Genomic DNA, 21,771 nt, shown 5'->3' on the forward strand with positions numbered 1-21,771 from the left:
CACCACTGTACTCCATGGCGCGCTATTGAGGTTTTTCAAAGGGTTTGTCGAACGTGATCTTCGGCTCTTTCCAAGGGCCTTCAACGCGGTACTGCACACTGGCGAATCGCGCCACGCGGTCACCCAGCAGTTTGTCGACCAGGAACAAGGCCCCACCAATGGCCGGCGCGCCGACGAGTAACGCCGCAATCGGCAAGTTATTGGTCACCGGCAATGTCACCAGTAGCTTGGCATCGACCCGGTCGTTGACCATGTCCAGCGTGCCCTCAAGTTCAATATTGCTCGACGGTCCGGTCAGGGTGATCGGGTTACGGGTCACGTACACCCCATCACTGGAGACCAGCAGCCCTTTGACCCGGTCGTAACTCAAGCCCTTGCCAAGCAAGTCCGAGAAGTCCAGGCGCAAACGACGACCTATGGAGTTGAAGTTGAGCAGACCGAACACCCTCAGGGCTTGGGCGCCCCCCTCCACTTCAACGAACTGGCCGGAGCGCAACGTGGCATCCAGGCTGCCCGAGTAGCGCTTGATCCCAATCCAGGCAGGCGAACCGGGCCAACGGCCGTCGGCGTTCAGCTCGAACGTATCGCTGGTCACGGTGGGTGCAAAACCCCAAGCCTTCAGTACATCCGCAATATTCTTGCCGCCGACACGGCCCTTGTACCAGCTGCTGGTCGATCCCGGCGCGCCTTCCCAGCCACCGTCGCCCTGTAACAACATCCCCTTGAGCCCCATACTCAAATCGGAAAGCCGCACGCCCGCAGCGGTTGGCCTGGTTTTGAGCGACCACGCTCCGATCAACTGATCACCCTGGAACAACTGAGAGACCTTGATATCCATCGCCGGAATCTGCCGTGGATCGACATCGACCAGTGGGTCCTTGCCATTCTCTACCGCCGCTGCATTGGGATCAGGCGCAGGCAAACGCACGTAGAGAAGGTCAATGCCAATAGGGGCGGCTTTTGCATCGGGCAGGCTGGCCGTGCCCTTGAGCAAGGCGCTGTCGACCGCCAAAGACCAGGAGGCGTCTTTTCGATTGAGCTGCACATCGACCTGATCAAGCGTGGTGCCCAGCGCATTCAATTTTCCAATCTGCAGGTTTGCGCTACGCAGTAACTGCTTGGCGCTGCCCCCGGGATCATTACCAGCGTAGCGTTCGACGATGGTTTTCCATGGCGCAATGTCCAACTCGGACAGTGCCCCGCGCACTCTTAAACCTTTAGGGTCAGGCAGAACCGCAGCGTCCGTGCCGAGAAAAAGCTCGCCCCGGCCTTCTGCGATATTGCCGCCTGGCGCCACGAATGCCAGATTGGCCAAAGCATCGTAAGTGGCCCAGTAACGCCGGTCAGCGCCGCGCAAGGTCATGCGAAACTCGCTCTCTCGCACGTCATCAGCCGTTTTGCCAAAGGGTGCAGGAAGATCGACAGCCAAACCTTTTAGGTTTGAGTTGACCCGCAGTTGACTGTCGGCCCCGTCAAGGGTGATCTGCACCTGGTACGGCAAGTCACCGGACACCGGCAACGGCTGAGTATCGCCGAGCCAATCGGTGAGTTTCTTCAGTGCAACCTGACCATTGGCGACGACTCGGGTGGTGATCGCCCCCGGTTTTCCTTCCGCATAAATCTGCGCGGTGATCGGCCGCTCAAACGCTTGAGCGCGTATGCCGCTGCCGCTCAAGCCCTTGGCGTTGTCGAAACGGAATGCCCCCTTGAGCTGAGTCAACTCCAGCGGCGGCTCGCTCAGCTTCAAGCGTGCAGCGGCGGTATTGAAGTCCACTGCAATCTTCTGCCCTTCGCCTTTAGCCAGGGGAATGTCCAACTTCAGCTTGCCCTGCAACGAACCGTCGCCTTGCCAGCCCGCAAACATATCCGCCGTGCCGATGGGGGCCTCCTGAAGAATCTTCAGGCCATCACCCAAACCACCGACGAAATCACCGTCGACCAGCAAGTGACTGACTTGCCCGTTAGTCACATGCGGAATATTGACCTGGACATTGCTGACCTGGGTATCCAGAAGCCTGCCCTTGCTGGCTTTGATGCGGACTCCGCTGTCCTCGACGAATACATCCCCGTCCACGCCATTGAGCTGTGGCCAGCCCGGCTGGAACGCCAGCGAGGCGTCGTGCACCTTGAAAAACAGACTGATGCTGCGCGCAGCGGCTGTTGCATCGCTTCTGAGCGAGCCTTGATACTGGAAGAACCCCTGATCCACCGCGCCTCCCAGGATCGCGGTGCGCAGCCATCCGTCCAGCGCCGGGCTGAGCACGGCTGGCAGGTACTTGGCAGTGTAACGACCGTCACCCTCGACCATGCCGACCCGAAGATCCATGTAGTCTTCCTGGGTGCTATCGAAATGCAGGCGAATCAGAAAGTCGCTGGCGATTTTTCCTTCGTCGCCCACCACTTGGATGTATGGGGCAATCAGGGTAAAGCCTTGCTCATCCAGCTTCCAGGTCAGCCGGGCATTGGCCTTTCGGTATTGCCAGGGATGAGTGAATATCGGGTACAAATGCAGCATGAAGTCATCCGTAGCCAGGCGCAGTTCGCCTTGCCCCAGATCACCGCTGATACTGCCGCTGACATTCCCGGCCGCCGGTGCGCCGTGATAGGCATTGAAGCCGACCTTGTCCAGATTGGCCGCAAAGCTTAGACGTTTGTCGCCCTCGGCTTGTGGCCGGTAATCGAGCAGCACGTTGCGCAATCCACCCGTGACTTTCAGGTTGTCGAGCACCGTCATCAGCGCGTCCGGTAATGGCGCCAGGGAATCGAGTATCGGGGTGATCGGCGTCAGGTCCAGGCGATCGGCCTGCACATGCCAAAGCTCTTCAACGTCCGGGGTCGCGTCCTGCTGCTTGAGCTGAATGCGGCTTTCCCAACGTTTGTCGCCAAGGTTCATGGCCAATGACTCAAGCGACAGGCTGAAACCACTGTTACTGCGCTGGAACCAGGCGTTGAGTGCCAGATTATCGATTTTCGTCGCCTTGCGAGCGGCATAGACCCCTTTCAACAGCGGGGCATTGACTCGCGCCACAGCACTTTGCAGCGTGCCTTTGCCCCAGGTCAGCCAGAACTCACCGCCAGCCTTGAGTGTGGAGACCGTCCATTGCCGGGTCAGGCTGGCCGGCAACCAGCGCGCCCAGTCACTCTGCGGCAGGCTCAAGTAGACATCGGCCTCGCCATCACGCCAGTTTTCCGCCTGCACCCGCGAGCGCAGGTTGAGCGCCATCGGCTGACCATCAGGCAAAGTCATACGCGCGTCCAGGCGCTGACTGCTGCTCCCGGTGCGCAAACTGAAGCTGACGTACGTGAGGGTCGAAGGCGCCTGTTCGTATGGCTGAAAGGTGATCTGGCTGTCGAGCAACGACAGCTCTGCAACCGCCTGCATCTGGGTCAACAACTGTTCCGGGTCGAAGGGCTTATCGTCCTTGACCGGCAAACCCTGAAGCGCCCAATGGCCATCCTTGTCTTCTTTGAGACTCAGTTGCAGGCCATTGAATTCCAGGTGAGCGATGCGCACTTCACGGGCCAACAGGCTGGCCCAGATGTCAGGCACCGCCCGCACATTGTCCAGCCGCAGGGCACTGGCGCCCTCGCCCACCATCACATCGTGAGCCAGCAGTGTTGGGGTAAAACCGTGCCAGCGACCTTCGAGGCTGCCAATACTCAACGGCATATTCAGCGCCGCGCGGGCCTCGGTTTCAACTTCACCACGGTACTCGGCCACCAACGGCACTAGCTGTCGGCCGAGGCTGACATACAGCGCCGTCAAGACTAACCCCAAAGCGCACACGCCCAGACTCCAGCGAGTCAAGGCGGCAAGAAAACGCGTCAGACGCTCCATGTCAGCTGGCCCTCAGGGCTGAAGGCTGCGCGTGCAGGCGACGCGGCCGTGCAGTCATCGATAGGGTCAGGAATTGCTCATTTGCCACGCAGAGTTCTCATTAGAAGGCTTCCTGCCATTAGTACTGAAGCTGACGGATTGTTGGTGAGTTAGAGCAACACCACGTCATATTGTTCTTGGGAATACATGGTCTCGACCTGAAAACGAATGGTACGACCGATAAAACCTTCCAGCTCGGCAACGTTACCCGACTCTTCATCGAGCAAACGGTCCACGACTTTCTGATTGGCTAATACACGATAGCCTTCCGCTTGATAAGCGCGGGCTTCACGCAATATTTCGCGAAAAATTTCATAACAGACCGTCTCGGGCGTCTTCAACTTGCCGCGCCCCTGGCAACTACTGCAAGGCTCGCACAGCACTTGTTCAAGGCTTTCGCGGGTGCGCTTGCGGGTCATCTGCACCAGGCCCAACTCGGTAATACCGATGATGTTGGTTTTGGCGTGATCACGCTCCAGTTGTTTCTCCAACGTACGCAGGACCTGGCGTTGGTGCTCGCCATCCTCCATGTCGATGAAGTCGATGATGATGATCCCGCCCAGATTGCGCAGGCGCAATTGACGGGCAATCGCGGTGGCCGCTTCCAGGTTGGTCTTGAAGATGGTCTCTTCGAGGTTTCGATGACCGACGAACGCCCCGGTGTTCACGTCAATGGTGCTCATCGCTTCAGCTGGATCGATGACCAGATACCCGCCGGATTTGAGTGGCACTTTGCGGTCTAGGGCTTTCTGGATTTCATCTTCGACACCGTACAGGTCGAAAATGGGTCTCTCCCCCGGGTAATGCTCCAGGCGATCCGCGATTTCCGGCATCAGCTCGGCGACAAATTGGGTGGTCCGCTGGAAGGTCTCGCGCGAATCGATACGGATCTTCTCGATGCGCGGGCTGACCAAATCCCGCAGGGTGCGCAGGGCCAGGCCCAGGTCTTCATAAATAACGCTGGGGGCTCCCACGGTCTTGATCTGCTCGCCGATCTGATCCCAGAGACGGCGCAGGTAGCGGATATCCATCAGGATTTCATCCGCACCAGCGCCTTCAGCTGCCGTGCGCAGGATGAAACCGCCGGCCTCCTTGATACCTTCCAGCGCAACGCAATCGGTGACCACCTTTTTAAGGCGCTCGCGCTCGGCTTCGTCTTCGATTTTCAAGGAGATCCCGACGTGGGAGGTTTTGGGCATGTACACCAGATAGCGCGACGGGATCGACAATTGCGTGGTCAGACGCGCACCTTTGCTGCCAATCGGGTCTTTGGTGACCTGCACTACCAAGCTCTGGCCTTCATGCACCAGCGCACTGATGCTTTCAACGGCCGGACCTTCGCGCATTGAAATTTCCGACGCATGAATGAACGCTGCGCGGTCCAGGCCGATGTTGATGAAGGCCGCTTGCATGCCGGGTAGAACCCGTACGACTTTGCCTTTATAAATGTTGCCGACGATGCCGCGACGCTGGGTCCGCTCAACGTGAACTTCCTGCAGCACACCGTTCTCAACCACGGCCACACGCGACTCCATCGGCGTGATGTTGATCAGAATCTCTTCACTCATGGTTTATTACCTTCCAGGCGTTGCCAACAGGGTATGCCGAAACGGCCAAGAAGTTCTGCGGTTTCGCACAACGGCAATCCGACCACCGCCGAATAACTGCCGTGCAGATCGGCGACAAAAATAGCCGCCAGCCCCTGAATCGCGTAACCGCCTGCTTTGTCGTGTGGCTCGCCGCTGGCCCAGTAAGCCTTGGCTTCCTCAACCTGAATCGAGCGAAAGCGCACCAGACTGCGGACCACACGGGTTTCACAACGCTGGTTGTTGATCACAGCAATGGCAGTCAGCACTTCGTGTTCATGGCTGGACAAGGCGCTCAATATCGCCAGGGCATCGGCTTCGTCGACCGGCTTGCCGAGGATTTTTCCATTGAGCACCACGGCGGTGTCAGCACCGATCACACAAGGGTTGGAGCCCCCTTCGCTGACTGCCAGCAACGCCAGACCGGCCTCGGCTTTGCCTCGCGCAAGCCGTTCGACGTAGACCATCGGGGCCTCGTCGGGCAAAGGGGTTTCATCGATCTGTGCACTGAGCGAAGTAAACGGCACGCCTATCTGCGTCAGCAGTTCACGGCGACGGGGTGAGCCCGAAGCCAGATAGAGCGGGGGCATAAGGACATCTCCCTGTCAGTGATCGTGGGCGTTGCCACTCTGCAATACGCGCTACGCAAAACATGTCACGGGGCGAAACGTCAGGCGAATGTGAATCCGCCTAATTGATACTCAAGCGGTTACGCAACCCTCGCAGGCCATAACTCACCCACGGCCACAATAACGCGCTGACCAGCGCTGGCAACACCAGTGCAAGCGTCGGCTGACGATTGCCGGTCAAGGCGCTGAGCCAGAGCTGAGCCAACTGCGCCAGACCGAAAATCACCAGAATCACCAGACTTTGTTGCCACATCGGGAACATACGCAAGCGCTGCTGCAACGACAACACAAGGAAGGTAATCAGGGTCAGGATCAGCGCGTTCTGCCCCAGCAACGTGCCATACAGCACGTCCTCGGCCAGACCGAGCAGCCAGGCGGTGGTCATACCGATTTTGTGCGGTAACGCCAATGCCCAGAAAGCCAATAGCAGTGCCAGCCATAGCGGGCGAAAGATTTCCATGAACTGCGGCAATGGTGAAACGCTCAGCAGTAAACCTACCGCGAACGTGAACCAGACCACCCAGCCGTTTTTTGCACGGGCGAGATTAACCATTATTGCCTCTCCCGAGGGGTAGCAGGCGCGGCGACCGCTGGCTTGGACGTAGCGGGCTTGGCGACCGGTTTCGACACAGCGGTTGCCGGTGAATGAGTGGCAGACGCTGCAGGCGCGTGGGCAGGCGCAGCGGACGCAGGATTTGCATGCGTAGCCGCCGGGATCGTCGGCGCAGTAGCGGGTGCATGGGCCGCAGCGGGATTGGCTGGGGTTGCGGCAGGGTCGGCTGCTTGCCGATCAATCGCTTCCTGGGCTTGCGCCGCATCGGCGGCGCGCTGCTCAGGCGAGCGGCTATCACTGAACACCAGCAACAGGTAACGACTGCGATTCAGCGCAGCGGTCGGCACCGCACGCACGATGGCGAACGGCTGACCGGAGTCATGGATCACTTCTTTGACCGTCGCCACCGGATAACCTGCCGGGAAGCGCTGACCGAGGCCGGAACTCACCAGCAAATCGCCTTCCTTGATATCAGCGGTGTCGGCGACGTGGCGTAATTCCAGGCGCTCCGGGTTACCGGTGCCGCTGGCAATGGCACGCAGACCGTTACGATTGACCTGCACAGGAATGCTGTGGGTCGTGTCTGTCAGCAGCAGGACCCGTGAGGTGTAGGGCATCAGTTCGACCACCTGCCCCATCAAGCCACGGGCATCGAGTACCGGCTGACCGAGGACCACCCCATCGCGCTCGCCTTTGTTGATGATGATGCGATGCGTGAAGGGGTTGGGGTCCATGCCGATCAACTCGGCCACTTCGACCTTTTCATTGACCAGTGCGGAAGAGTTGAGCAACTCGCGCAGACGTACGTTCTGCTCGGTCAAGGCCGCCAGTTTTTGCAGGCGCCCTTGCAGGAGCAAGGCTTCGGTCTTGAGCTTTTCGTTTTCGGCGATCAGTTCGGTACGACTGCCGAACTGGCTGGCGACACCCTGGTACAAGCGCTGTGGTAGATCAGCGACCCAGTACGACTGCATCAACACCAGTGACATCTGACTGCGAACGGGCTTGAGCACCGTAAAGCGGGCATCCACCACCATCAGCGCAACCGACAACACCACCAGCACCAACAGGCGCACGCCCAGAGAGGGACCTTTTGCGAAAAGCGGTTTAATAGGCCGCTCCTCCCAGGCATGTTTTTGCTGGGTTGAGCTTCAACGGGTTGTGCTTATTCGGCATGGAACCGGCCTGGACGCAGATTGAGAAGTTGAACACCAAATGTTGGCGTCAGCCCAACGCATACAGGTAGCACTACTGAGTGCTACCTGTAAACGGGGCCACGTGGAGAGTCGTCCGGCGAACTTATTCGCTGGAGAGCAGATCCATGGTGTGCTTATCCATCATTTCCAGGGCACGACCACCGCCACGAGCAACGCAGGTCAGCGGGTCTTCGGCAACGATCACCGGCAAACCGGTTTCCTGAGCCAGCAGTTTGTCCAGGTCACGCAGCAACGCGCCACCACCCGTGAGCACCAGACCGCGTTCGGCGATGTCCGAAGCCAGTTCCGGCGGCGATTGTTCCAGGGCGCTTTTCACCGCCTGAACGATAGTCGCCAAGGACTCCTGCAGTGCTTCAAGCACTTCGTTGGAGTTCAGGGTGAAGGCACGTGGAACGCCTTCGGCCAAGTTACGACCACGTACGTCGACTTCACGTACTTCACCGCCCGGGTAGGCCGTACCAATCTCCTGCTTGATGCGTTCTGCAGTCGACTCACCGATCAGGCTGCCGTAGTTACGGCGCACATAGGTGATGATCGCTTCGTCGAAACGGTCGCCGCCCACGCGCACGGATTCGGCATACACCACACCGTTGAGGGAGATCAGCGCGATTTCAGTGGTACCACCACCGATATCGACCACCATCGAACCGCGAGCTTCTTCAACCGGCAGACCTGCACCGATTGCCGCAGCCATTGGCTCTTCGATCAGAAACACTTCGCGAGCGCCCGCACCCAGAGCTGATTCACGGATCGCCCGGCGCTCCACCTGGGTGGATTTGCACGGTACGCAGATCAGCACACGAGGGCTAGGCTGCAGAAAGCTGTTTTCGTGAACCTTGTTGATGAAGTACTGCAGCATTTTTTCGCACACACTGAAATCGGCGATAACACCGTCTTTCATTGGGCGAATAGCTGCAATATTGCCTGGAGTCCGGCCCAGCATACGCTTGGCCTCCATCCCGACAGCAACGACGCTCTTCTGATTACCGTGGGTGCGAATGGCCACAACCGACGGTTCATTCAGAACAATACCGCGCTCTCGCACGTAAATAAGGGTGTTGGCAGTGCCCAGGTCGATAGACAGATCGCTGGAAAACATGCCACGCAGTTTCTTGAACATGGGAAAGGGACCCTAGGCAACGCGTGGGTAAAAAAGTGCGGCAAACTCTAACAACGACAGGGATTTTGGGCAAGGAGCCAATATGTTAAATTGGCTGTTTTTCCGAGCACGACCCTAGACGTTCGCGGCCTTATGACCGTAGAAATGCGATAGTGTTCCGACAATCTACCACACGGATGACATCCGTTTGCTTTCCACTGGAGAATCCCATGGCGCTTGAACGCTCCGACGTGGAAAAAATCGCTCATTTGGCTCGACTTGGCCTCAATGACGCCGATATTCCGCGTACTACCGAAGCACTTAATAGTATCCTCGAACTGGTCAGCCAGATGCAGGCCGTCGATACCAGCGGTATAGAGCCCCTTGCGCACCCGCTGGAGGCCTCTCAACGTCTGCGTGCGGACGTCGTGACCGAGCGAAATAATCGCGAGACTTACCAAGCCATCGCACCAGCGGTCGAAAAAGGCCTGTATCTGGTTCCGAAAGTCATCGAGTAAGGGAAAGAGCCTGCAATGCATCAATTGACTCTGGCCGAGATCGCCCGCGGACTCGCCGACAAAAAGTTTTCTTCCGAAGAATTGACCCGGGTTCTGCTGGCGCGTATCGCCCAGCTCGACCCGCAGCTCAATAGCTTCATCACACAGACCGAAGCGCTGGCGATCAGCCAGGCGCAAGCTGCCGATGCTCGCCGCGCAGCCGGTGAGAGCGGCCCGCTGCTGGGCGCGCCACTGGCGCATAAAGACTTGTTCTGCACTGAGGGCGTACGCACCAGCTGCGGCTCGAAGATGCTCGACAACTTTACATCACCGTATGACGCAACCGTAGTTGCCAAGCTCGCGGCTGCCGGCACGGTCACGCTGGGCAAGACCAACATGGACGAATTCGCCATGGGTTCTGCCAATGAATCGAGCTACTACGGCCCGGTGAAAAACCCGTGGAACCTCGAATACGTTCCCGGCGGTTCGTCCGGTGGTTCGGCAGCCGCCGTTGCCGCTCGTCTGATACCTGCTGCAACGGGCACTGACACCGGCGGATCGATTCGCCAACCGGCAGCGCTGACCAACCTTACCGGCCTGAAACCGACGTACGGTCGCGTTTCGCGCTGGGGCATGATCGCTTATGCCTCCAGCCTCGATCAGGCCGGCCCGCTTGCGCGTAACGCGGAAGACTGTGCCCTGCTCCTGCAAGGCATGGCCGGTTTCGATCCAAAGGACTCGACCAGCATCGACGAGCCTGTGCCGGATTATTCCGCCTGCCTCAATGGCTCGCTGCAAGGCCTGCGCATCGGCATCCCGAAAGAATACTTCGGCGCGGGTCTCGACCCGCGCATCGCCGAGCTGGTACTTGAAAGCGTCAAGGAGCTGGAAAAGCTCGGTGCCGTGGTCAAGGACGTCAGCCTGCCGAACCTGCAACACGGGATCCCGGCCTATTACGTGATCGCCCCGGCGGAAGCATCCTCCAACCTCTCGCGCTTCGACGGTGTGCGGTTTGGCTATCGCTGCGAAGACCCGAAAGACCTGACCGATCTGTACAAGCGCTCACGCGCCGAAGGCTTCGGCCCGGAAGTTCAGCGGCGGATCCTGGTCGGTGCTTACGTACTGTCGGCCGGTTACTACGACGCTTATTACCTGCAAGCGCAGAAAGTCCGGCGCCTGATCAAGAACGACTTCATGAACGCGTTCGCTGAAGTCGACGTGATCCTCGGCCCGACCACGCCTAACCCGGCCTGGAAAATCGGCGCCAAGAACAACGACCCGATTTCTGCCTATCTGGAAGATTTCTACACCATTACCGCCAACCTCGCGGGCCTGCCGGGCTTGTCCATGCCTGCCGGTTTCGTCGAGGGCCTGCCGGTCGGCGTGCAACTGCTCGCCCCGTACTTCCAGGAAGGCCGCCTGCTCAACGTCGCGCATCAGTACCAGCAAGTCACTGACTGGCACACCCGCGCCCCCCAGGGATTTTGAAAGCTGCTGCGCTCGGTAATACTGCGTTGAAAACTGGCTCGCAATGCTCATTGACTAAAGTCAACTCCGCTTGCTCGCCAGTTTCCGCCTTGTCTTGCCGTCGCTCGCTACACTTTCAAATCTCCCTGGCATTTTTTGAGGAATGAACATGCAATGGGAAGTTGTGATCGGGCTGGAAATTCACACCCAGCTCGCCACCCAATCGAAGATTTTCTCCGGCAGCAGCACCACATTCGGTTCTGAGCCCAACACCCAGGCCAGCTTGATCGACCTGGGCATGCCAGGCGTGTTGCCGGTGCTGAACGAAGAAGCGGTGCGCATGGCGGTCAAGTTCGGTCTGGCGATTGATGCCGAGATCGGTCAGCACAATGTGTTCTCGCGCAAGAACTACTTCTACCCGGACTTGCCCAAGGGCTACCAGATCAGCCAGATGGAGCTGCCAATCGTCGGCAAAGGCCACCTGGATATCACGCTGGAAGACGGCACGGTCAAACGGGTCGGCATTACCCGCGCGCACCTGGAAGAAGATGCGGGCAAAAGCCTGCATGAAGACTTCAGCGGCATGACCGGGATTGACCTCAACCGCGCTGGCACGCCATTGCTGGAAATCGTGTCCGAGCCGGACATGCGCACCGCCAAGGAGGCCGTGGCTTACGTCAAGGCGATCCACGCGCTGGTTCGTTACCTGGGCATCTGCGATGGCAACATGGCCGAAGGTTCGCTGCGCTGCGACTGTAACGTGTCGATCCGGCCAATGGGTCAGGTCGAATACGGCACGCGTTGCGAGATCAAGAACGTCAACTCGTTCCGCTTCATCGAGAAGGCGATCAACACCGAAGTACAACGCCAGATCGAGCTGATCGAAGACGGCGGCCGGGTCATCCAGCAAACCCGCCTATACGACCCAGCCAAAGACGAAACCCGCTCCATGCGTAGCAAGGAGGAAGCCAACGACTACCGTTACTTCCCCGATCCGGACCTGCTGCCCGTGGTGATCGAAGACGCGTTCCTGGTTGAAGTGCGCGCCACCCTGCCTGAGCTGCCGCCGCAAAAGCGCGAGCGCTTCCAGGCGCAATTCGGTCTGTCGGCCTATGACGCAAGCGTGCTGGCGTCGAGCCGCGAGCAAGCCGATTACTTCGAAAAAGTAGTCACCATCGGCGGCGACGCCAAGCTGGCGGCCAACTGGGTCATGGTCGAACTGGGTAGCCTGTTGAACAAACTGGGCCTGGAAATCGAGCAAGCACCGGTCAGTGCCGAGCAGTTGGGCGGCATGTTGCTGCGCATAACCGACAACACCATCTCCGGCAAAATCGCCAAAATGGTGTTCGAGGCCATGGCCAACGGTGAAGGCAGCGCTGACGAGGTCATTGCCCAACGCGGTCTGAAACAAGTCACCGACAGTGGCGCCATTGAGTCGATGCTGGACGAGATGCTGGCCGCCAACGCCGAACAGGTCGAACAGTACCGTGCCGCCGATGAAGCCAAACGCGGCAAAATGTTCGGTTTCTTCGTTGGTCAGGCAATGAAGGTATCCAAGGGCAAAGCCAACCCACAACAAGTGAACGAATTGCTCAAAAGCAAGCTCGAAGGCTGATACATCGGCCCAGGGTAGTAACTGACTTGTCTGCGAAGGCCATACGGCGCGGAGTATCTGACCGACCGCGCTGCCTGGTCTTCACAGCGGGACGCGTAGTTGCGCGTCAACTCCTGTATCAGGGGATTTGTGCCGACCCAAACCTGCTCAACATGAAGGACCAAAATCCATGTGGCGGCTCTTCAGCGCTTGTGCACTGCTTACTCTACTGGCCGGTTGCGCCAGCCATAACATCGACCCACGCGGTTACAACGAAGTCGGCGGCGCCAGCTATTACGGCGCCAAACATCAAGGCAAACGTACCGCCAGTGGTGAACGCTTCGATCAAAACGCCCTGACCGCCGCCCATCGCGAGCTGCCTTTCGGCACGCGGGTGTTGGTCACCGATCTGGACAACGACAAGACCGTCGTAGTACGTATCAACGACCGAGGCCCGCATGTCCGTGGGCGCTTGATTGATTTGTCACGCAAAGCCGCTGCACAACTGGGTATGCTGCACAGCGGCGTAACGCGAGTGCGCGTGCAAACCTTGAGCGACTGAAGGGTGATCTGAATTCTCGAGCTATCGACGCTTCCGCTGCCAAGCCTGCTTCAGCTGTTTGGTGGCTTGCTCCTGCTGGTGATCGGTGCCGAGCTGTCGGTACGCGCTGCTGTGCGTCTGGCCGCCAGCCTTAAGGTCCGCCCGCTCATCATTGGCCTGACCGTGGTCGCACTGGGCAGTAGCGCCCCGCAAATGGCGGTCAGCCTGCAAGCAGCCTTTTCCGACAGCCCGGACATCGCCGTGGGCAGCGTGATCGGCAGCAATATCTTCAATATCCTGGTAACCCTTGGTTTCTCGGCGCTAATCATTCCGCTACGGGTGGCCAGACAGTTGGTGCGCGTGGATATTCCACTGATGATCGGCGCCAGCCTGTTGGTCTTCGGCCTCTCGTACAATGGTGAGCTCAGCCCGCTGGATGGCTCGATCCTGCTGATTACCCTTTTGATTTATCTGTTGATCCTGCTGCGTCGATCCGCGCATGGCAGCAGCCACAGTCATCTTCAGAAAAATACCCTGACAGAGGCACTGCACAAGAAAGCTCCATGGTTCAGCAGTCTGGTGGTAATGGCCTGCGGTCTGGCCTTGCTGGTGGTCGGCGGACGCTTATTGGTGGAAGCCGCCGTGGTGATCGCCCAGGACCTGGGCCTCTCCGAACGGATAATCGGACTGACCGTGATCGCCGTCAGCACCTCGCTGCCGGCATTGACCACCTCGTTGATCGCCGCGTGGCGTGGCGAGCGGGACATTGCCGCCGGCAACGTGATTGGCAGCAATCTGTTCAACCTGCTGGGGGTGCTCGGCCTGACCGCCTTGATCGCGCCGGCCCCTCTATCGGTCTCGCCCAACGCGCTGAGTTTCGATATACCGGTCATGCTGGCTGTCGCGACACTCTGCCTGCCAGTGTTCTATTCAGGTCTGCGGGTAACCCGCGCTGAAGGCTTGCTGCTCCTGGCCCTGTATGGCGCCTATGGGCTGCATATTATTTCGTTCACCACCGGCATGCCGCTGGCTGACACCCTTGAAAAACTGATGATTCATTTCGTGCTACCCCTGCTTGCCGCCTTGCTTGCGCTCAGTACAGTTCGAGCCTGGCGGCGCCAACATTGAGGAGATTGCCATGACTGACAGCAATAACAGCGGCGTAAACATGCGCCGCCAGGTAATGGGTGATGCATTCGTCGACCGGGCGCTGAACAACGCCACCGACTTCACCCAACCGCTGCAGGATTTCGTCAACGAACATGCGTGGGGCAGCGTCTGGAACCGCGAAGGTCTGCCGCTGAAAACCCGCAGCATGATCACCCTTGCTGCCCTTACCGCGCTCAAATGCCCGCAAGAACTCAAAGGCCATGTGCGCGGCGCGTTGAACAATGGCTGTACGGTCGAAGAGATTCGCGAAGCGCTGCTGCATTGCGCGGTGTACGCCGGCGTACCGGCGGCGATCGATGCGTTTCGTGCAGCGCAGGAAGTGATCGACACCTACCAGAAAGCGGACTAGATCCAACCGCCCCATTGCAGAATGAAAATGCCGAGGTTAGTCGTCACCGCTGCCGCCAGGGTGGTGATGACGATGATCGCCGCAGCCAGCTCATGATTGCCATTGGCCGCACGCGCCATGACAAAGCTGGCCGCAGCGGTCGGGCTGCCGAAGTACAGGAACAGAATCCCCAGCTCCGCCCCGCGAAAACCACACAGCCAGGCGCCCAAGGTACAGAACACCGGCAGCCAGACCATCTTCACCAGACTGGCGCTGACTGCCATGTCACCACTCTTGCGCAATGCCGCCAGTGACAAGGTGCCGCCGATGCAGATCAATGCCAGCGGCAAGGTCATCTGCGCCAGGTACTTGCCGGACGTTTCCAGCCAACCCGGTAAGCCGATGTTGAAATAGGCAAAAGGCGCGGCTGCCAGCACGCTGATGATCAAGGGGTTGCACAGGATGCTTTTGAATACGCTCCACGGATCGGACTTGATCACCGGGCTGTAGACTGCCAATACGATGGTCGACAGCGTGTTGTAAAACAGGATCACCAGCGCAGCGAGAATCGCCCCCAGAGAAATGCCATAGTCGCCGTACATGCTGGCAGCCAGGGCCAGGCCGATGACGCCGTTGTTCCCGCGAAAGGCGCCCTGGGTATAAATCCCGCGATCCTCATGTGGGCAACGCCAGATCGCCCACCCCCAGGACAAGGCAAAACTCAGCAACGTCGCCACGACAAAATAAGCGAGCAGCCTGGGCTGCAAGGCCGCATGCAGATCCGCATGAATAATGCCGAGAAACAACAGCGCAGGCATGGTGACGTTGAACACCAGCGCGGAAGCTGTATGGATAAAGCTGTCGTTGATCCAGCCCACCCGCTTGAGCAACACGCCCAGAAACAGCATGGCAAACACGGGCGCGGTGATGTTCAGGGTTTCAAAAAATATACCCAGCATGCGGTTCAAACCCTGACCTGTCGTTAGGTGGCTAATGATAGGCCAGCCAGGATTCTAAAGCCGCAGGGAATTTGCGTTTTGTAGAGCGCCCCCGTCCCTTTTCTGAGGCGTACTGGCAATCCACCACGCGAGGGTAGTGGAAGTGGAAGTGGAATCGTGCAATAGGCCCATGGACGTAGGAGCTGACTTGTCTGCGAAAAGGGCGGGACGACCTTCATGCGGGGGTGAATCCAGCCATTTTACGACTGCTGCGTAGCCGATTCGCAAACAAGTCAGCGCCTACATGGGATCATTTTATTTTTTAAAAATTACTTATCAATCAATTTGTTATAGGTTTTTTGATAGGAGGCTCGGTCCGTCAGACCACCGGCACCCCTTCCATTTCCACCCCTTCCGGCCGCTTCAAAACCGCATACGCTACCCCCGTCAGTAAACTCCCTGCGACGATGGCGACTAAATACAACAGCGCATGGTTGATCGCGTTGGGGATCAGCATGACGAACAGGCCGCCGTGAGGCGCCATCAGTTTGCAGCCGAAAAACATCGACAAAGCACCGGTCAACGCGCCGCCAGCGACACTCGCGGGAATCACCCGCAACGGGTCCTTGGCCGCAAAAGGAATCGCGCCTTCGGAGATGAAGCACAACCCCAACACCAGCGCAGCTTTACCGGCCTCGCGTTCACTCTGTGCAAACTTGTGCCGCGCGATAAAGCTGGCGATCCCCATGCCAATCGGCGGCACCATGCCCGCTGCCATCGCGGCGGCCATCGGGGCATAACTCTGCGACGCCAACAGCCCGACCGAGAATGCGTAAGACGCCTTGTTGATCGGCCCGCCCAGGTCGACGCACATCATCGCGCCAAGCAACACACCGAGCAGGATCGCGTTGGTCGTGCCCATGCTGTCGAGGAAATGCGTCAACGCCTCGAGCATGCCCGCCACCGGCTTGCCGACCACGTAGATCATCACCAGCCCGGTGAACAGACTCGACAGCAGCGGGATGATCAAAATCGGCTTGAGCGCCTCGACACTGGCGGGCAATCGCGCATAACGATTGATCGCCCATGCGCTGTAACCGGCCAGGAAGCCGGCGATGATCCCGCCAATAAAACCGGCGCCCAGGGTGCTGGCGAGCAACCCGCCGATCATCCCCGGCGCCAGGCCCGGACGGTCGGCGATGGAATAGGCGATGTAACCGGCGAGCAACGGCACCATCAGTTTGAACGCAGCGTCTCCACCGATCTGCATCAGCGCGGCAGCCAGGGTGCCCTGTTCCTTGAACGCGGTGATGCCGAAAACGAACGACAGCGCAATCAATAAGCCCCCCGCCACCACCATCGGCAGCATGAACGACACGCCCGTCAGCAGGTGTTTATAGACCCCGCTTTTCTCTTGTCTCGGGGCGACTTGACCGGCGGCGGCCGAGGACTCGACCTGCCCGTCAGCCAAAGCTTTTTTCAGCGTGGCCTCAGCCTGTTTGAGGGCAATGCCGGTGCCGCAACGATAAATGCGCTTACCGGCGAAACGCTCGGTGTTGACCTCGATGTCTGCGGCAAGCAACACCACATCGGCGTCGGCAATGGCTTGGGCACTGAGCGGGTTACGCGCGCCGACCGAGCCCTGGGTTTCGACCTGCAGGTCGTAGCCGAGGCGCTTGGCCGCTTGCTGGATGGCTTCGGCGGCCATAAAGGTATGGGCAACCCCGGTCGGGCAAGCAGTGACCGCGACCAGCTTTGGCTTTGCGCCAGTACTTGCGACCGTTTGCAGTGGCGCCGTTTGCGGGGCGACATAGACCGTCGCCTGCTCGGCTGCCATGCGCAAAAAGCTTTCGACATCCTGCAACGCTTGGGCCGGTGACGTCTGAAACAGACGCTTGCCGACAAACCGGCTCAGGTCCAGCGGACCGGTATTGACGACCAATACCCAATCCGCCGCCGCTACGGCCTCGGGCGATAAACGATTGCCGGGCGTGTGCGGATCATGGATTTCAACGTTGGTGCTCCAACCCTGACGCTGCGCTGCCGCGTCCAGCAACCGGGCGCTGAGCACGCTGCTGACCTTGCCGTTCGGGCAGGCCGTAACAATGGCTAACTTCATCACAATCCCTCTTATTGTTCTGTCAGGGCGCGCACGCTGACGCCTTTTTCCAGCAGCTTCAGGTGTGCGACATCGCTGATGCCAAAGCCAATCTGTGTCACCGCCATCGCCGCAATGGCGGTGGCCGTGCGCAAAATCTGTTGCGGCGGATGGCCGCCGAGCAACCCGTGAACCATCCCGGCCAACAGCGAATCACCGGCACCCACGGTGCTGGCAACCACCACCTTGGGCGGCAAGGCTTGCAGGGCCACACCGGTACTGAACCAGTGCACACCCTCCGACCCTTGGGAAATCACCACATGTTCGACGCCCTGTGCCCGCAAGCGGCTCGCCACCTCAGCCTGTGCCGCGATGGAAATGATCGGCGCATCCAGAGCGTCGGCCAGCTCTTCGGTATTGGGTTTGATCAGCCACGGGCCCGCCGACAATCCAACCCGCAATGCCTCGCCACTGGTATCCAGCGCCACTTTCAAGCCCAGTGCTTTCAGGCGCAGTAGCAGCGCGTGCAACCATTCAGGACTGACGCCACGCGGCAAACTGCCCGCGACCACCACCACATCGAAGTCGGGAGCGATCTGTTCAAGACGGGCCATCAGCGCCTGCTGCGCGTCTTCGCTGACGAACGGACCTGGACCATTCAGATCGGTAATGCGTCCACTGCTTTCCGCCAGTTTGATGTTGCTGCGGGTTTCCCCGGCCACGCGAATGAACTCGTCGGTGAACTGTCGATGCGCAAACAGCGATTCGAACGCCTGCTGGTTATCGACACCAAGAAAGCCCGCCACCGTCAGGTCATGCCCGAGGTCAGCCAGCACTTGCGCAACATTCAGGCCCTTGCCTGCCGCATGGCTGAGCATGGCGTTGCTGCGATTGACCTGGCCGACCTGCAACTGATCCAACTGCACAGTCAGGTCCAGCGCCGGGTTCAGGGTCAGGGTCAGAATTTTCGCCATTACATGACCTCCATGAACATGGCTTCCACCATTGTGCGCACTTCGCCAGCAGTCCCCAGGGTCAGCGCCTGCTGCGCCAACTGCTGCGTCGTACGCAGGTTCAACTCGCGCACGCAGGCCTTGACCTCGCCAATGCTGCGCGCGCCAACACTCAGCTCATCCACGCCCAGGCCGACCAGGATCGGCACCGCCAACGGGTCCGCCGCCAACTCGCCACACACCCCCACCCATTTGCCATGGGCGTGGGCGGCACGCACGGTGATGTCGATCAATTGCAAGACGGCCGGGTGCAAACCATCGGCCTGCCCGGACAACGTCGGATGACCCCGGTCGATGGCCAGGGTGTATTGGGTCAGGTCATTGGTGCCCACGCTGAAGAAGTCCACCTCACGGGCCAGCACCGGGGCCAAGAGTGCCGCCGACGGTACCTCGATCATGATGCCCAACTGCAAATCCGCGACCGGGATCTCTTCGCGCAAACGCAACGTCATGTCCCGCGCCTGGCGCCATTCTTCGACGGTGCCAACCATGGGAAACATGATTCGCAGCGGGCGATTGTCTGCTGCGCGCAACAAGGCGCGCAGCTGGCTTTCCATGATGTGGGGGCGTTGCAAGGTCAGACGAATCCCGCGCACACCGAGGAAAGGGTTCTCCTCTTTATCGATCGGCCAGTACGGCAGGGGCTTGTCGCCACCCACATCCAGAGTCCGGACAACCAAAGGCCGCCCGGCGAGCGCATCAAGCACACGGCGGTATTCGGCTTCTTGGGTCGCTTCGTCCGGCGCCTGGGTGTGGGCCATGAAAATCAGTTCAGTGCGCAACAAGCCAATGCCCTCGGCACCCTGCTCGACCGCAATGGCCGTGCTCGCGCTGTCGCCGATATTGGCGAACACGTCGACGGCATGCCCGTCCCGGGTCAACGCAGGCTCCAGACGCAACGCCGCCGCAGCCTGCAAACGTTGGTCGCGGGTATCACGTTCTTGCGTGGCACGCTGCAAGGCCGCCGAATCCGGTGCGACACTCAGACGTCCCCGCTGACCATCCAGCAGCAGCAACGTGCCCGGCGCGATCAGCAGCACCGCATCACCCGCCCCCACCAGCGCCGGAATGCCCAAGGCACGGGCGACAATCGCACTGTGCGCCGTCGCGCCGCCCCGGGCTGTCAGAATACCCGCCACTCGTGCCGGATCCAGGCGCGCCACGTCCGATGGCCCCACTTCCTCCATCACCAGAATGTAGGGTTGTTCAGGCTCGACTATGGTCTCGACACCACACAGCTGAGCCAGCACCCGACGTCCGATGTCACGCAGGTCCGCAGCGCGCTCGGCCAGCAGGGCGTCCTGCAACAGCTCCTGTTGCCGTGCGGCGGCGTCAATCACGCCAATCCAAGCCGCTTCCGCGCTTTCGCCCTGCTCCAGGCGGCTGCCGACTTCATCGGTCAGGCCGGGGTCATCGAGCATTTCCTGGTGGGTGGTGAAAATCTCGCGAATGGCTTGCGCCTGACTGTGCTGGATCAGCCTTTCAAGATCCTGGCGAACCTCGCCCAGCGCCTGCTGCAAACGCTCACGTTCGACAGAGAAGGACTCTCCGCGTAGCGGATAATCGAAGGTCTGTGGCACCTGAATGTGCGCCGGCCCCATGGCGATACCGGGGGCCGCTGCGATGGCCTGAATCAGGCTGCCCTCGGCCGGTGCAACCAGACTCGGGCCCCATGCCTCAGCCTCAGATACGGTGGTGATTACAACATCAACTTCAACGGCCAGGGCTTCCTGTGGCAACGCCTCGACGTCTTCGCCCAGACCTTCTCGCACAGCGGCGAGTATCGCGGGTAAGGCATCGGCGGCGATGCTCGGTTCAGCAATAAACTCCAGCACCTGACCACGGCGCGCACCCAGGCTGAGCAGCTTGCTCAGGCTCTTGACCGAGACGGCGGCTTCACTACTGTCGACGATGCGCACCCGAATCTCGCCTTCAAAACCTTTAGCCAATTGCGCGAGGTTTTTCGCCGGGCGTGCATGCAAGCCATGGGCGTTAGCCAGTGCAATACGCTCACTCGGCCAATCCTGCGGCAGTTCACCCCCCAATACCGCGAGCACCGCACGGCTGCTGGTGGCGTGGCCCAACTCGTGGCCACGGCCTTCGATCAGCAGCGCACATAGACGCTCAAGCAATGCCTGATGGGCCTCGCCCAGGCTGGCGAGACAGAACAAGCCATTGAGTGGCTGACCCAGAAAGCGAATCGGTTTATCTGGCGTGACAAACGCCAACCCTGGACGCTTGACCGTCTGCTCGCTGTGCAGCCACCACAAACCATCGCCTAGAGGCAGCGCTTCAACCTGTTGCAGTACGGCCGCGAAGCCATTACTGACGCAATCGGCCTTGCGCAACAGCCGCGCGCCACGCCATACCAGCTCTTCAAAGTCATCCGCCGACACGCCAAGGCTGATCATCTGCGCATCGAGCGCCAACTCCTGCGGCGCACCCTGAAGTAATTTCAGCAACGCCTCGGGGCTCTTCGCCCGACGCAACGCTTCGCCCAGATCGGTTTCGCCCAATGCACGCGTGAGCAATTGCAGTAAACGCAGATGCTCGTCGGATTTCGCAGCTATACCTATGGCCAGATAAACCATCTGCCCATCGCCCCAGTCCACGCCCTCGGGGAACTGCAGCAAGCGCACGCCTGTGGCGAAGACCAGGTCACGGGTTTCGGGAGTACCGTGGGGAATGGCGATGCCCTGGCCCAGAAAAGTCGAGCCTTGTGCTTCACGGCCCTGTAAACCCTCAAGGTAGCCCTCGGCGACCAGTCCATCGGCAGCCAGCTTATCGGCAAGCAGGTGCAATGCGGCGGACTTATCCACAGCCGTCTGGGCCATGGATATTTGCTCTACGGTGAGTTCGAGCATGCCTTTCTCCTTTGTAGCGCCGTTGGGCGCTTGCTTCTTGTTTTAGGAACCGATGAACAAGAACGGGTTGAATTGAACGACAGCTTAGGCGATGAAGGGATAACTGTCTGACAGTCCCGTGTTGTAGATTACGGCAGAAAATTTGCCTTGCTGAATCGTTTAATCTATCAAGTCCGGCACGTTACTCGATAATCTGCTGCCGTTGAAGTCCAACCGTCAGATGGCAGGCGGAAGTTTTTTCAAAGCCCCACGAAAAAGCAGGGAGCTTCATGAGGAGTGATTGACGCAGAACATTCACCAGGC

Annotated in this window: 16 protein-coding genes; 6 read left to right on the forward strand and 10 right to left on the reverse strand. The window is 59.5% G+C overall.

Annotated features, from left to right (window positions below):
• Window positions 1-22: 22 nt before the first annotated feature.
• The 6 genes from RGU44_RS15625 to mreB all read right to left on the reverse strand — a co-directional run bounded on the left by RGU44_RS15625 (window position 23) and on the right by mreB (window position 8,979).
• Entirely contained in the window at window positions 23-3,838 is a 3,816-nt protein-coding gene (locus RGU44_RS15625) for a YhdP family protein (protein ID WP_322217986.1), read from the reverse strand.
• A 149-nt stretch (window positions 3,839-3,987) separates the two neighbouring features.
• Window positions 3,988-5,445, reverse strand: coding sequence for a ribonuclease G (rng, locus tag RGU44_RS15630; RefSeq protein ID WP_322181910.1), 1,458 nt, complete (start codon window positions 5,443-5,445; stop codon window positions 3,988-3,990).
• Window positions 5,442-6,053, reverse strand: a complete 612-nt coding sequence (locus RGU44_RS15635; protein ID WP_322217989.1) for a Maf family protein — start codon at window positions 6,051-6,053, stop codon at window positions 5,442-5,444. Before RGU44_RS15635 ends, rng begins: the two co-directional genes overlap by 4 nt.
• Before the next feature lie 100 nt (window positions 6,054-6,153).
• The gene (gene mreD / locus RGU44_RS15640; protein ID WP_219062313.1) at window positions 6,154-6,645 is read right to left on the reverse strand and encodes a rod shape-determining protein MreD; all 492 of its coding nucleotides are present in this window, start codon (window positions 6,643-6,645) and stop codon (window positions 6,154-6,156) included.
• Window positions 6,645-7,754, reverse strand: coding sequence for a rod shape-determining protein MreC (gene mreC, locus RGU44_RS15645; RefSeq protein WP_322278456.1), 1,110 nt, complete (start codon window positions 7,752-7,754; stop codon window positions 6,645-6,647). The genes mreD and mreC overlap by 1 nt, the downstream gene beginning before the upstream one ends.
• Window positions 7,755-7,941: 187 nt before the next feature.
• On the reverse strand, window positions 7,942-8,979 hold the full coding sequence (mreB, locus tag RGU44_RS15650) for a rod shape-determining protein MreB (RefSeq protein WP_020292894.1): 1,038 nt from the start codon (window positions 8,977-8,979) through the stop codon (window positions 7,942-7,944).
• Between the two features lie 209 nt (window positions 8,980-9,188).
• On the opposite strand from mreB, the gene gatC reads away from it, so the two are divergent.
• The 6 genes from gatC (at window position 9,189) to RGU44_RS15680 (ending at window position 14,576) form a co-directional block, all read left to right on the forward strand.
• A complete protein-coding gene (gene gatC / locus RGU44_RS15655) occupies window positions 9,189-9,476 on the forward strand; it encodes an Asp-tRNA(Asn)/Glu-tRNA(Gln) amidotransferase subunit GatC (RefSeq protein WP_219062314.1) in 288 nt (95 codons plus the stop codon).
• A gap of 15 nt (window positions 9,477-9,491) precedes the next feature.
• Window positions 9,492-10,943, forward strand: coding sequence for an Asp-tRNA(Asn)/Glu-tRNA(Gln) amidotransferase subunit GatA (gene gatA, locus RGU44_RS15660; protein ID WP_322181919.1), 1,452 nt, complete (start codon window positions 9,492-9,494; stop codon window positions 10,941-10,943).
• Between the two features lie 148 nt (window positions 10,944-11,091).
• Window positions 11,092-12,537 (forward strand): Asp-tRNA(Asn)/Glu-tRNA(Gln) amidotransferase subunit GatB, encoded by a 1,446-nt coding sequence (gene gatB / locus RGU44_RS15665; RefSeq protein WP_322217991.1) that lies wholly within the window; start codon window positions 11,092-11,094, stop codon window positions 12,535-12,537.
• Window positions 12,538-12,706: 169 nt separating this feature from the next.
• Window positions 12,707-13,078: a septal ring lytic transglycosylase RlpA family protein gene (locus tag RGU44_RS15670; protein ID WP_322181923.1), complete on the forward strand. Its 372-nt coding sequence runs from the start codon at window positions 12,707-12,709 to the stop codon at window positions 13,076-13,078.
• A gap of 45 nt (window positions 13,079-13,123) precedes the next feature.
• Complete coding sequence (locus RGU44_RS15675; RefSeq protein ID WP_322182864.1) at window positions 13,124-14,185, forward strand: calcium/sodium antiporter; 1,062 nt, start codon at window positions 13,124-13,126, stop codon at window positions 14,183-14,185.
• Between the two features lie 10 nt (window positions 14,186-14,195).
• Window positions 14,196-14,576, forward strand: coding sequence for a carboxymuconolactone decarboxylase family protein (locus tag RGU44_RS15680; RefSeq protein ID WP_322217993.1), 381 nt, complete (start codon window positions 14,196-14,198; stop codon window positions 14,574-14,576).
• Here the strand turns inward: RGU44_RS15680 and RGU44_RS15685 are convergent.
• The 4 genes from RGU44_RS15685 to ptsP all read right to left on the reverse strand — a co-directional run bounded on the left by RGU44_RS15685 (window position 14,573) and on the right by ptsP (window position 21,468).
• Window positions 14,573-15,514: an AEC family transporter gene (locus RGU44_RS15685; protein WP_322181927.1), complete on the reverse strand. Its 942-nt coding sequence runs from the start codon at window positions 15,512-15,514 to the stop codon at window positions 14,573-14,575. The genes RGU44_RS15680 and RGU44_RS15685 overlap by 4 nt on opposite strands.
• Before the next feature lie 358 nt (window positions 15,515-15,872).
• A complete protein-coding gene (locus tag RGU44_RS15690; protein WP_322217995.1) occupies window positions 15,873-17,612 on the reverse strand; it encodes a PTS fructose-like transporter subunit IIB in 1,740 nt (579 codons plus the stop codon).
• A gap of 11 nt (window positions 17,613-17,623) precedes the next feature.
• The gene (gene pfkB / locus RGU44_RS15695) at window positions 17,624-18,565 is read right to left on the reverse strand and encodes a 1-phosphofructokinase (protein WP_322217999.1); all 942 of its coding nucleotides are present in this window, start codon (window positions 18,563-18,565) and stop codon (window positions 17,624-17,626) included.
• Entirely contained in the window at window positions 18,565-21,468 is a 2,904-nt protein-coding gene (ptsP, locus tag RGU44_RS15700; RefSeq protein WP_322181933.1) for a phosphoenolpyruvate--protein phosphotransferase, read from the reverse strand. Before ptsP ends, pfkB begins: the two co-directional genes overlap by 1 nt.
• Between the last annotated feature and the right edge of the window lie 303 nt (window positions 21,469-21,771).

The sequence above is a fragment of the Pseudomonas sp. 5C2 genome, from assembly GCF_034314155.1.
Lineage (GTDB): Bacteria > Pseudomonadota > Gammaproteobacteria > Pseudomonadales > Pseudomonadaceae > Aquipseudomonas.

Excerpts from the sequence above, each read along its gene's own strand:
- RGU44_RS15625 (WP_322217986.1), bottom strand. The coding sequence starts at position 3,838 with ATGGAGCGTCTGACGCGTTTTCTTGCCGCCTTGACTCGCTGGAGTCTG.
- rng (WP_322181910.1), bottom strand. The coding sequence starts at position 5,445 with ATGAGTGAAGAGATTCTGATCAACATCACGCCGATGGAGTCGCGTGTG.
- RGU44_RS15635 (WP_322217989.1), bottom strand. The coding sequence starts at position 6,053 with ATGCCCCCGCTCTATCTGGCTTCGGGCTCACCCCGTCGCCGTGAACTG.
- mreD (WP_219062313.1), bottom strand. The coding sequence starts at position 6,645 with ATGGTTAATCTCGCCCGTGCAAAAAACGGCTGGGTGGTCTGGTTCACG.
- mreB (WP_020292894.1), bottom strand. The coding sequence starts at position 8,979 with ATGTTCAAGAAACTGCGTGGCATGTTTTCCAGCGATCTGTCTATCGAC.
- gatC (WP_219062314.1), top strand. The coding sequence starts at position 9,189 with ATGGCGCTTGAACGCTCCGACGTGGAAAAAATCGCTCATTTGGCTCGA.
- gatA (WP_322181919.1), top strand. The coding sequence starts at position 9,492 with ATGCATCAATTGACTCTGGCCGAGATCGCCCGCGGACTCGCCGACAAA.
- gatB (WP_322217991.1), top strand. The coding sequence starts at position 11,092 with ATGCAATGGGAAGTTGTGATCGGGCTGGAAATTCACACCCAGCTCGCC.
- RGU44_RS15670 (WP_322181923.1), top strand. The coding sequence starts at position 12,707 with ATGTGGCGGCTCTTCAGCGCTTGTGCACTGCTTACTCTACTGGCCGGT.
- RGU44_RS15680 (WP_322217993.1), top strand. The coding sequence starts at position 14,196 with ATGACTGACAGCAATAACAGCGGCGTAAACATGCGCCGCCAGGTAATG.
- RGU44_RS15685 (WP_322181927.1), bottom strand. The coding sequence starts at position 15,514 with ATGCTGGGTATATTTTTTGAAACCCTGAACATCACCGCGCCCGTGTTT.
- RGU44_RS15690 (WP_322217995.1), bottom strand. The coding sequence starts at position 17,612 with ATGAAGTTAGCCATTGTTACGGCCTGCCCGAACGGCAAGGTCAGCAGC.
- pfkB (WP_322217999.1), bottom strand. The coding sequence starts at position 18,565 with ATGGCGAAAATTCTGACCCTGACCCTGAACCCGGCGCTGGACCTGACT.
- ptsP (WP_322181933.1), bottom strand. The coding sequence starts at position 21,468 with ATGCTCGAACTCACCGTAGAGCAAATATCCATGGCCCAGACGGCTGTG.